Source organism: Parendozoicomonas sp. 2304DJ65-17 (genome assembly GCF_058148445.1).
On record NZ_JBYVJV010000002.1, the window covers coordinates 65,107 to 77,192 of the forward strand.

Here is a 12,086-nt window from a genome sequence, read left to right on the forward strand (position 1 = left end):
CTTCACGGACGACAGACTTAATATTTTTCAGGTGGGGTTTCATGTGGTCGTCGATCCGCAACAAGGTCGTTCTGTTTGCCATCGTTCCGATAACCCTGCTCTATAGCGTTATTTTTATTCTCCATATTCTTGAAAATCTGCGTGTTTCACGAGTCGGTGTTGAACAGTTCATGGAGCAGCAGGCAGGGCATTTTGCCGGTTTGCTCAATAACAAGCTCAGCCATATTGAGTATCTTGGTGAAACGCTGTCGCATAATATTAATGACACGCCTACCAGTCTTGATAAATACCGTGAACTGCTTGCCAGCACGCTTCGGGATGACAGTCTTCTGCAAAGTGTCATGTTTGGCAGGCCGGGAGATGGCAGTATTTTCTATCTCTCTGATAAAGGCCTGCAGGAAAAAGAGTGGGTCGATCCTATTCCCGCTCTGGCAGAAGAAAACCAATGGGGTTGGAGTCTGCCATTTGATAGTCCTGTGACAGGTGCAAAGATTGTTACATTCCATTCCCCCAAGCTTGATAACCTTTATTTCACTGTTCGGGTCGACCGGTTTCTTCAGTTACTGCAGGAAGATAATCCACGGAATCTAAGGTTTGTCATTGTTGACCGCAACAGTCGCTTTATTCATTCAGATATGCGTTCCACTCGCCCCGATAGTTCTTTGTTGGAAACAGCTCATCGGTTGCAGTCAGACTCATTAAAACGGTTGGTGGAAGGTCCGGTTCGTAATGGTACCCGAGGTCTGGAGACTGTCTATTTCCGGGACTGGCCCACATGGTATTTTGCCAGTCCTGTCCCTGAAGCAGGTTGGGTTCTGTTAACCCATACACGGGAAACTTATGCACTGGGTGCTGCCCGTCAGTCAGCCCTCTACAGTGCTGGATTGTTATTGCTGGCACTTCTGATTGTCAGTGCCTGTGTTCTGAAAGTTTCGGGCTTCATTACCCGTCCATTGGTTCGTCTGGCTCATGCTGTGGATAACCTTGGTGATGGTCACTGGCACCTGCCTTTCAAACATAATTCCAATGATGAAACCGGACGGTTAGCCCGCAGTATTTCAGCAATGGCGCAACGTTTGTCTGAGAGGGATGAAGCTCTGCGGGATCTTCGAGCAACGAATATCAGCCATATTGCGGAAAGGCTTCGGGGGCGTTACTTCTATTACATGCTCAATGAGCGTGGGCGGGTCACTTATGTGAGTGCATCTGTCAGTGATATTTTGGGTTACGACTCTAATGAACTGATCAACGCGGTGGCTCCGGCTTTCACTGGTTCCCAGGGGCACAAGTCTTTCTGGCGGGTTATTCAGGGAGTGTTGCAGGGACAACAGCAGAATGATGCCGTTCAGATTGAACTCCCCCATAAAAACGGCGGTACTCGCACGATAGAGGTGATTAATGTCCCTGTAATTGAGCCCGGAGGCAGGGTCAGTGGTGTTGAAGGAATGGGACATGATGTTACGGAGCTGGTGGGTGATACCAGAAAGTTCCGTGGGCTTTTGGAAGCAGCTCCCGATGCCATAGTGATAACGGATACTGAAGAAATTATCACTATGGTCAACGCCCGGGTTGAGGACATGTTCGGATATAAGCGACAGGAGCTGGTCGGAAAATCGTTATCAATGTTAAGCCGCAAACGAACTGGCTATCTCCTTCCGCGGCAAAAAAATGAATATTTTGAAGACCCACTACAGCAGGGTTTTGAAACAATCTGCCGTCGCCGAAATGGCAGCAGCTTTTCTTCGGAAGTGACATCCAATCCGCTGGAAACTTCATCGGGTACCCTGATAACAATTGTTATCAGGGATATTTCCGAGCGAAAAAATACAGAACGAGATCTACGGTTGGCTCGCGACAAAGCAAGAGCAGCTGACCATGCAAAAAGTCAGTTCTTGTCCAATATGAGTCATGAGTTGAGAACACCGTTAAACGGAATACTCGGTCATGTTCAGCTGCTGCTTCGAACAGAAAAGCTGGAGTCCCGCCAGCGGGAAAGCCTGGAAACTGTAGAAGATTGTGGTCAGCATCTTCTGTTGCTGATTAATGATGTTTTGGATCTCACCAAAATAGAAACCACAGGAACTCAGGTACAGTTCCAGCCTGTGCGCCTGCGGCCAGTATTGGAAAAAGTTTGCCGGATTCTCCGCCCTCGAGCAGATCGTAAGAACCTGCAGCTGGTTCTGAGTGTGGATGAACATCTGCCTTCCGTGATTCTTATTGATGCAACAAAGCTGCGTCAGGTTCTGATTAACCTTCTGGGTAATGCCATCAAATTTACCGAACAGGGGCAGGTCCAGCTGCGGGTTGTGCAGGATGGAGAACGCATTGTTTATATTGTTAGCGACACTGGTATAGGCATTGAGGCTGAACAGCAGGAGAAAATTTTCGCGCCCTTCCATCAGGTCGATTTCCAGGATCACCCGGGAGGGACAGGGCTTGGTCTGGCTATCAGTCAGAAACTTGTTTCCGCTCAGGGGGGCGCACTGAAAGTTGCCAGCTCAATTGGGTGTGGTAGTCGATTTTATTTCTCGCTGCCATTGCGGCGCGCAGTGTTAAATGAAGACGTGGAAGCTAGTGCTGCAAGTCTCGATGCCTGCAGCCTTCATTTGCCAGAGGGTGAGACTGCCAAAGTGCTGGTGGTTGATGACAGTCGAATCAACCGAGAAATGCTGGTGCGGTTACTCGACGATGCTGGCTTTGAAACAATGGAAGCTGTTAATGGACTAGATGCCCTGAACAGTATTCAGGCAAACCAGCCTGAGCTGGTATTGATGGATATCAGAATGCCGGTCATGAGTGGTTCTGATGCTGTCAGACAATTACGTCGCAACGGTAACCCTGTGCCGGTTATTGCTGTAACAGCCAGTGTTGACCCAGTACAGCAGCAGCGATTTGAAAGCACTGGCTTTAATGGTTATGTGGGCAAACCATTCCGTATTGATGACCTGTTCCTGCAGATAGAACGGGTTATCAATATCAAATTTATCCGCAAGGATATTGAAGGGAATATTTCTGAGCCATCTCCAGACCCGCTTTCTGCGCCAGCATTAAAGCCTTTGATGAAAACAATTCTGGAAGCGGCAGAGACAGGGGATGTAGACAGAATTCGGCAGCTCACCCAGGAATTGCAGAGTGATCCAGAGTGCGTGGCATTTGCCCGTAAAGTTGATGATCTCTGCAATGCTTTTGCTTTTGAGCGGCTGGAAAATATCTGCCGGGAAATTGATTTACCTCCCGAAGAAAAAGATCACTTCACAGAGTCTGAAACAGACGACGATAAAAGAAAACCACCAAAACCAGAATAATAAAACTGAGTGGTGCGTAAGGGCCAAGGTGCATATAAGGTGTTTTGCCACTCATAGGTTGAATACTGCCTGTTACCAAATCCTGTTCTGGTAAAAAACGTGATTGGATCTGGCCAAGATGATCAATTTCTGCCGATATGCCGATGTTACTGTAGCGGAGTAAAGGTCTACCTGTTTCAAGCGCTCTGGCCCGATCAGCCCTGATCATCCACTCACGAAACACCTGCCCTTCTGCAGTGCTGTCAAAGGCAACAAGGAGTTCGGAACCTGTGGCTTCACTCGCTGCAAGAAAAGGCCGGCTATCTGACAGAGGGCTGAGAACTGTGATGCGGTAAGCATCTGCTGCCGGGTGTCTTGTAGCCGACTGGCGGGAGATTGGGAGCAAGCTGAGGTCGCAGGAACTTTTGTCGACATAGGAAGAGGCTTTCTTCGCCATCTCTGCAATACAACCTTCACCTTCACCAAAGCTGCAGAAGAAATCCGGGCAGTTAATGCCTCCGGTACTGAACTGTGCCAGATAGGCAGTTTGGCTTGTCTGGTTCAGTTTGGGGATCTGGAGAAAAAGCTCGGGCCTTTCTGTATTGCCCCTCACACCTCCGACAATAGCAAGGCGTGGCGGCGGAAGTGTCACCATTTCCAGAAGGTCCAGGGTTACATCCGCTCCTGTTCTAACCTGCATCACATAGTTAAAGGGACGCAGATCATAGGGCCAGGTCCATTCAATCCGGGAAACAACGGGTGGGATGACAAGGGTAATGCATAGAGCTGGCAATAAATAAGGAAAAGTTTCTTTTGTACGTTTATGCCATATTTTGCTGAAAATAGAAGCCAGAAGACTTGCTGTTACAGCCAGGAATAAGCTGCTGCCGAAAATTCCCATTACCGGGATCATACTGTCAGAAGGCAATCCCAGCAAAGCATATCCACTAATCAGTAAAGGTGTTGTGTGACAGAGGGAGCAATAAATAATTTCAAACAGAATCCAACAGGAACTGAACAGTAAACAGCTGGACACGGAATAGGGGGAGATATTTAGCACTCGACGTAAAACAGGATAGAGAGACAATATTGCGAGCAGTATTACGAAGGGAATAATAAAGGTTGTTACAGCGGCGGAGAGTTTGTCCACAGTAGATGTGTCTGTTAATACAACTTGGCTGCAAAAACTCCATAACTGCCCGGATACAATGTAACCAACAGAGAACCCTATGGCTCCGGTAAACTGGTACCTTCCTGGGTGCTTCTGATTATGGGAAAACAGAATTGCAAGCCCTGCCAGAGAAAGAATCCACAAACCAAGAGGAGGGAGCCCAAGAGGTATAAGTATGCCCGCAGTGAGCCCAATCGCGAGGTCAACGGTCAGGGTGTTTTGATTATTTCTCATTTATGTACAGATATTAATTAACGTGAAAGTGCCTACGAATTTTCATGCTTTAGGGTAAGCACTTAATGGTTATGGTCATTAGGAGGCAGAAAATATAGGTCTAACTTTCAGTTCTGTACAAAGTTGGAGAATCTCCTACCCTGAGAGCCCGTATTCACAGGGATGAGTCAGAGAGCGGTTTGAATTTCAACTTTATAAGCAGACGCTAGGGTGCTGAAAACTGATACGCCAGCAGTTACAAAAAAGAAGGTATTTGCTTGCTGGTTTCTCTTATCATGTTGTTTGTTTCATCAGGAGAGTCGAGCTGATGACCTCGGCGTGACTCAATGTGTAACAATCCTGGCCAGACAGAGCGACACTCTTATTTCCAAAGCTGCAGAGCGCTTTAATCGTGCAGGAGATGACTATTCTCTGGAAGAGTGGCTGCGGTTTCGTGTTTATCCATCCCGGAATGCCGATGTCATAAAAGTCGTTGATTACGATGCATCAAACCGTGTATTGGATCCTTTGGACGAGTACGAGTTTGTTCCGGATCCAGCTTACTCTATGAGCCCGGTTCCAACACCAGCCGCTCATACCCCATTACCAACTCCCAGTGCTGCTTCACCTCGCCCTCTGGGAGCACATTTAATTCCTCCATCCCCTTATTCCGCGGCTACCTCTCCCTATCCGGCTGTATCTTCGCCCTATGCTGCATACTCTCCCAAGAGAGGAACTGCTTCAGGGAGAGGGTCCCCTATAACTGTTAGGAAAAGGCGCATTAGTAGTGATGATCACAGTAGCTCTTCAAGCCCTCACTTTGGTCGACAATCATCAATAGAGTCAGCAGTTTTCAGCCCAGCCAGTAGAGCCAGGAGATTAAGACATAATGAGATTGGGGCGATTTATGTACGGGCTGTTGAACCCAGTCGAGTGCTTGATCCGTTTAAAACAATCGACAGAAGCGACCAAACTATTCTCGCTACTCTCTGCAATTTTTATCGTATAGATGGTCCGGGAGGAGAGCCTTACTATTTTCAGATTTGTTGCGGTTTTGAAGAAGTCAGTAAGGTGCCCGAATTCTCAGAAATGTTATCAGAAAGAGGGGATTGTGAAGGCTGCGACTATGATGAAAATCCCAGAGAAGCAAATGAAAAAACTGTTCAATTTTTAAAAGGTATTGAGTCGCGCGGCAAAAGGCCTAAAAAAGCCAACGAACCATTCACTTCAGATACTCAGTCTCATAAAGGTCAGATTCCTACATATAAAGTTGGCAGCACTATTGATTCCTTTAAATTTAAAAACCCATTAACAGGGGAAACGCATCCTGTTAATGCCAAAGTTATAGGTATTGGAACCAGTACGGTTGTTTTTCAGTTTAAAGAGTTTGATAACCCCACTGGGGACCCTGTTCTTGTAACTTTAAATAGAGTTCTTCCAAAATTTGCATTCAGAAGAATCTATTTTACCTCTGAGAATGACGCCATACAGTTCTTCCATCATCAAACTGCCCAGGTGAAATTTCTTAAAGAGCACGATGTTGATATTTTGCCCGTGCAATTTTGGCGCTCTGGACATAAAACTGTCTGGATAGCGCAACCTCTGCTGGAACCAGAAGAACTACTGGAAACGCATTTTGAAAAAATTGCAGACCTCTCTCCCCAGGATACTATTCCTGTTCTTGAGGAAGACATGACTGTTGAAGACTTTCTGGGGCAGGTTACGAATGAAATTGTTAAAGGTGTCAAAGCGCTCGATGATCTGAATAAAGGCTTTGAGTCCCCCGATAAGACAGTCGGATATGAAAGAATTATTGAGGGCTTTCTGGATGCAAAGTATCCGAATTACGCTCTTGAGCGAGATAAAGATGGGGACCTGGTCCTAAAATATTTTGACCTGTTCCCAGCGCATTTGCTGATGTTCGGACGTCATCCGACAGACAGTAACGGCCATACCCAGTATGAAATTTTTGATCGGTATTGCCATCGACCGGAAGGTATTGATGATCTGGTGCGAAAAGGAATGGTGGGCGGCTATAAGGAGAAGTATGCAGGATATTCACAACCTGCAACGATGCTACAGAAACTGTCTGCCAGTGCTCTTGACCTTCTCTTCCAGAAAATTCCCTTCACTGTTGCGTGCGGTATGATTGATCGCAAAGAAGGCAATCGGTACAGACTGCTTGAAACCGTGGTTGAGAAGATCAACGCCTCGGCGGCTCATAATGGTTTTCGTGGCAAAGTTTCTATAGATGAGGCGATTAGATACTGGCAGAGCAGGGTAAGAAAGAACATGCTCCTGCGCCTTGCTCTCGATTTTCTTTCCATAGCAGGAATTCTGACGCAGAAAGAAGACCAGGAAACAGAGCTGGTTATGTCGGCTACACCCGATGAAGATGAGCTGGTGGCATGGGCCAGAAGTCTCTATAAAGGGGAGCTTGAATACCTTATTACTGAGGCTCAGGATGGTTATTTAACACCCGATGAGCTTATGTCCTATCTCCGTGGAATGGTTGAACGATATGTTAATGGAGATCACGGGTCAGGAGAGCCTGTGCAACCCAGGTACCAGTTCTCTGCGAATGCTCCTCTCTTTTCCTTATCGAGACCTTTGACCAGGCCTGATATGACTCGGTCTGAGGTGGATTCACCTCTAAGATTTTCCGGGGTTGAAGTGGATAATATTCTTCAAGCTGTTGCGGGAAAGCAGAAAACAATAGATCAGGGGCTAGGAGAGTTTTACTCATTGACTCGTGGAGCCGCCAAATTTTTTGATGTTGGTTTGAGTTCACATGTTTCGCAGTCGAGCCCTCCACCAGCAGAGCAACAGCAACAAAAAGCTGAGGTGACAGTCTTAGTTGATTCTACGACTGAGCATCTTTCTGCTCCACCGGTTTCACCGGTTGTACCACCTCCACAGCAAACAAGGAGAGTGACTACCCCTTCGTCCCTGTATGTTACTGCAAAAGCAACTAAGAAGGAGGGGAGAGAGAATGAACCCAATAGAAAAAGACAGGGGGCTTCTATTGAGCCAGAGCTGCCACCCCTGAAAAAACCTGAGATTGGCCAGCCGCCACAAAGACCTGTTACAGATGTCTGTACGGATCAACCTCTGAAAAAGTTGCAGAATGAAATTTACAGGGTTCGTAATGATAGTGCCTTTCAAGGTAACCCTCAGGGTGCACTTTTGACCTTGCGGTTAACAGACGCCGGGAAGGTTTGGGTGCGACCTCCAGTGCCGGAAGGCCGTGTAAAGACAGTATCTGATTCGTTGGCTGGAAGTGTGTATTTTGAGCTCGGAGCGTCTCTTCCAAATGATAGAGAATGGTACTCGGGATCATTACGGAGAGCCTTGCAGCGTGTTGTACCTGCATTAATTAAAAAAGCAGATTTTTCCTCACAAGTTAAAGAATTAATCAAAGAAAAGGGTAGAACCGAGCCCTTAATGTGGCAAAAGAAAGCTCCTTGGATCAACTATTCGACTGATAAGCGTAAGTCGAAGACAGAACTACGTAAAACGTGCAGGTGTATGCCCAATGCTGATTCTTATACTCAAGGCAATTGGCATTCCTGGAAACTACTACAAGCTTTACAGGAAACTTTCGAGAGCCTGCCAGTAGAAGGGGATGGAATGAATCTTCTGCAGGAGGATCAATTATTACAAGCATTAGTATTGGCATTTGATTTAGATATTTATATAGAGGAGCCAGATAGTAAAGAAATCTATCTACTCCAGGCTTACAGAATGTGGGATGGTTATTGGGGGGCGTTCTATCACAAGACCTCTTTAAAAGCGGCAATAGAACAAAGAGAGGAAACAAGAGCTGACTGGTTGTGCCTGAAGCGACCAGGCACAGAAAGGGATAGCTGGGAACTGAAGGAAGCATCCTCTACTCTGTTACCCGCACAGTTACTTCAACAAGCATCAGCTCCAATGCCATCCGTCAGTACTAAAATGCGAAGTCACTCTGCAACTTCACAAACATCTGTCGATCAACAGTCGTATAATTTTTTTAGGCTACCTGGGATTCAACAGCAAATGTCTGTTGCATCCAGAAAGAGAAGTATGCCCTCTATATATACAACGGCTGACTACACAACAGTTTCGGAGTCTGTAGTTCCAGTAATGTCCACTCCTGCTACTCATCCTGGTACATATTCTCATTCTTCTCTGATAAATCTGCCTTTTCCGTTACCTAACCCTGATAGCGGCTCCAAACCTTATTAGTGTCAACTATCCTTGCCGTCATTCGTCAAACAAAAGTGAACAACTCGATGAATGTCCACGGTCGTACAAATGGTTCGGCGTTACAGCAGCACCGGGTGGTAAACAAAGCCTGTTATGTTGTTGGTCTTGGTAGTGAAAGAGGAACACCTCTGGAGGTGATTGGACAAGGAGTTATGCAGTATCTGGATACCCTGAAAATAGATGTTAAAGATGTCATGGTAGCCAGTATTGCTCTTAAACAGCATGACCCGGCCTACGATGGTTTTGCCCGGGTTCATGGAGTGCCTTTTATTACATGTGATGCGATCACGCTGCATTCTGTGGCAGTCAGTACAGATCCGGGAATTCCGCTGCTTGCCCCAGAGTCGGTTAGTGAGAGGTCCGCCTTGTTTTTCAGTGGTGCCAACCATTTGCTGGCTCCTTCGTTCCGGTTCCGGCTCTGTTTTAATGAGCGGGGGGTAGTGGTTTCCGTGTGCAGGGCACACTTGTGAAAGGGTAAATACGTATGGTGTATCTGGATTTTTGGGAGCTGATAAGGTACAAACGCACCCGGGTAAACAGAAACACACAAACAAACTGTTGCCCACCATTTTCAGGACAGGGGCTATCGTAAAAGCGTTTCTCTGGAGAACCGCAGTTTTTCAGGTAGCTTCTTAAGAAATATACGATCTGCAAAGGATTGTGGTATCGGATTCGCCCGACAATAAAACCATCCAGAGCGGGAGAACTTTAATGAGTACACCCAAGACCATGCTTGACCTGTCACCCCACGGGGTCACTAATGCAACTGAAGTCGTTCGCAATCCGTCGTATAGCCTGCTGTTTGAGGAAGAAACCAAGCCAGAGCTTGAGGGTTATGAACAGGGCAGGGTTACAGATCTTGGTGCCGTTGCAGTAAATACCGGGATTTTTACCGGTCGTTCTCCTAAAGATAAGTACATCGTTAAAGACCAGACTACAGCGGATACTATCTGGTGGTCTGATCAGGGGAAAAATGATAACAAGCCTCTTTCCGAAGAGCATTGGGCTCACCTCAAGGGGTTGGTTACAAGTCAACTTTCCGGAAAGCGCCTGTTTGTTGTTGACGCTTTTTGTGGCGCAAACCCAGACTCTCGTTTGTCAGTTCGTTTTATTACTGAAGTTGCCTGGCAGGCGCACTTTGTTACCAATATGTTTATTCGTCCTTCAGAAGAAGAGCTGGAGAGCTTTGATCCAGACTTCGTGGTGATGAACGGGGCGAAGTGTGTAAACCCTCAGTGGCAGGAAATGGGGCTGAATTCAGAGAACTTTGTTGCCTTTAACCTGACCGAGAAAGTGCAGCTGATTGGTGGCACATGGTACGGCGGTGAGATGAAGAAAGGTTTGTTCTCCGTAATGAACTACCTGCTTCCCCTTAAAGGCATGGCCTCCATGCACTGTTCCGCCAACGTTGGCAAAGACGGTGATGTGGCTATCTTCTTCGGTCTCTCCGGTACTGGTAAAACCACTCTCTCTACTGACCCCAAGCGTGAGCTGATCGGTGATGATGAGCATGGCTGGGATGATGATGGTGTGTTCAACTTTGAAGGTGGTTGCTATGCCAAGACCATCAAACTGAGCAAAGAAGCTGAGCCAGATATCTATAATGCTATTTGTCGGGATGCACTGCTGGAAAACGTGGTTGTTCGTGACGATAACAGCGTAGACTTTGATGATAACAGCTTGACCGAAAACACCCGGGTTTCCTACCCGATTCACCATATTGAAAATATTGTGAAGCCGGTTTCCAAGGCTGGCCATGCCAACCGGGTTATTTTCCTGGCGGCTGATGCCTTTGGTGTATTGCCTCCAGTTTCCAAGCTGACTCCTGAGCAAACCCAGTACCACTTCCTGTCTGGTTACACCTCAAAGCTGGCTGGTACTGAACGTGGTATTACTGAGCCAACTCCAACCTTCTCAGCAGCCTTTGGAGCAGCATTCTTGAGTCTTCACCCAACCCAGTACTCTGAGATTCTGGTGAAGCGTATGCAGGCTTCTGGTGCTACGGCTTACCTGGTGAATACCGGTTGGAATGGAACAGGCAAGCGTATTTCCATTAAAGCGACTCGTGCCATTATTGATGCCATTCTGGATGGTTCTATCGATAAGGCTGACACTATTAATCTGCCGCACTTCAATCTGGCTGTTCCTGCCAGCGTTCCTGGTGTTGAAGATACAGATCTTCTCGACCCTCGGAAGACCTGGAACTCTGAAGCCGATTGGGAAGCTCGTGCACGGGATCTGGCAGGTCGGTTTATTGTTAACTTTGAGCAATATACTGACAACGATGCTGGTAAAGCTCTGGTTGCCGCTGGCCCACAGCTGTAATTCCCAATCTTTGCGTTTAAGAAACGGCCCATTATGGGCCGTTTCTGTTTCTGGAAATGCTTTACAATCAGGCTGATTGAGAAGCTAACCTCTCGGTCATACATTCCCGTGGGCGAAGCCCTTAACCTGAGTTCCCAGTGAATATTGGCCTGGGAGCCGTAGTGTGATGATGTCTTGTAAAACTGTTATGCCAGATCTTGTCTGCCCGCTGTGTGGCGGAACCCACAATGTCCCGTTCTGGAAAGATAAATACCGTGAGTATCTGCGTTGTCAGGAATGCCAACTGGTATTTGTTCCAAAAGCCTGGCATCTCTCACCGGCCGATGAAAAAGCCTGCTATGACCTCCATGAAAATGCAGATGGCGACCCAGGTTACCGACGCTTCCTGTTCCGCATGTTTTCACCAATCACTGAGCTGGTAATGCCACCGGCAAAAGGTTTGGATTTTGGCTGTGGCCCAGGACCAGTACTGGCTGAGATGTTTGCGGAAGCAGGCTACTCCATGAATGTGTATGACCTGTATTACGCAGATAATCCCGATGTGTTGGATCGCACCTATGATTTTGTAACCAGTACCGAAGTTGTAGAGCATTTGGGCAACCCCAAAGATGTTCTGGCCAGATTGCTGGATATGGTGAAGCCCGGCGGTTTTCTGGGGTTGATGACTAAGCTGGTGAAAGATCAGGAAGCATTTCAGAACTGGCATTATATTCGGGATAAAACCCACATCAGCTTTTTCAGCCGGGAAACATTTCAGTGGTTTGCCAATCAAACAGGTTGTGAGCTGGAGTTTGTGGGCAATGATGTGATTCTTCTAAAAAAGCCATAGAACATGCCAGAAGAGA

At 47.1% G+C, this 12,086-nt stretch carries 6 protein-coding genes; 5 read left to right on the forward strand and 1 reads right to left on the reverse strand.

The window, feature by feature from the left end; translation table 11 throughout:
* Positions 1-41: 41 nt before the first annotated feature.
* Complete coding sequence (locus ACY2RR_RS05335) at positions 42-3,305, forward strand: PAS domain S-box protein (RefSeq protein WP_490107102.1); 3,264 nt, start codon at positions 42-44, stop codon at positions 3,303-3,305.
* Here ACY2RR_RS05335 and ACY2RR_RS05340 read toward each other — a convergent pair.
* Positions 3,253-4,689, reverse strand: coding sequence for a hypothetical protein (locus tag ACY2RR_RS05340; protein WP_490107103.1), 1,437 nt, complete (start codon positions 4,687-4,689; stop codon positions 3,253-3,255). The genes ACY2RR_RS05335 and ACY2RR_RS05340 overlap by 53 nt on opposite strands.
* 210 nt (positions 4,690-4,899) lie before the next feature.
* Here ACY2RR_RS05340 and ACY2RR_RS05345 point away from each other — a divergent pair, with 210 nt between their 5' ends.
* From ACY2RR_RS05345 to ACY2RR_RS05360, 4 genes are all read left to right on the forward strand, one after another.
* Positions 4,900-8,895 (forward strand): hypothetical protein, encoded by a 3,996-nt coding sequence (locus ACY2RR_RS05345; RefSeq protein WP_490107104.1) that lies wholly within the window; start codon positions 4,900-4,902, stop codon positions 8,893-8,895.
* Between the two features lie 47 nt (positions 8,896-8,942).
* The gene (locus tag ACY2RR_RS05350) at positions 8,943-9,386 is read left to right on the forward strand and encodes a cobalamin biosynthesis protein (RefSeq protein WP_490107105.1); all 444 of its coding nucleotides are present in this window, start codon (positions 8,943-8,945) and stop codon (positions 9,384-9,386) included.
* 241 nt (positions 9,387-9,627) lie between these two features.
* Positions 9,628-11,241, forward strand: coding sequence for a phosphoenolpyruvate carboxykinase (ATP) (gene pckA, locus ACY2RR_RS05355; RefSeq protein ID WP_490107106.1), 1,614 nt, complete (start codon positions 9,628-9,630; stop codon positions 11,239-11,241).
* A gap of 166 nt (positions 11,242-11,407) precedes the next feature.
* Positions 11,408-12,070 carry a class I SAM-dependent methyltransferase gene (locus ACY2RR_RS05360; protein ID WP_490107877.1) on the forward strand — a complete coding sequence of 221 codons (663 nt, stop codon included), beginning with the start codon at positions 11,408-11,410 and terminating at the stop codon, positions 12,068-12,070.
* The last annotated feature ends 16 nt before the right edge of the window (positions 12,071-12,086 follow it).

Coding starts and splice junctions, on each gene's coding strand:
- ACY2RR_RS05335 (WP_490107102.1), top strand. CDS start 42: ATGTGGTCGTCGATCCGCAACAAGGTCGTTCTGTTTGCCATCGTTCCG.
- ACY2RR_RS05340 (WP_490107103.1), bottom strand. CDS start 4,689: ATGAGAAATAATCAAAACACCCTGACCGTTGACCTCGCGATTGGGCTC.
- ACY2RR_RS05350 (WP_490107105.1), top strand. CDS start 8,943: ATGAATGTCCACGGTCGTACAAATGGTTCGGCGTTACAGCAGCACCGG.
- pckA (WP_490107106.1), top strand. CDS start 9,628: ATGAGTACACCCAAGACCATGCTTGACCTGTCACCCCACGGGGTCACT.
- ACY2RR_RS05360 (WP_490107877.1), top strand. CDS start 11,408: ATGATGTCTTGTAAAACTGTTATGCCAGATCTTGTCTGCCCGCTGTGT.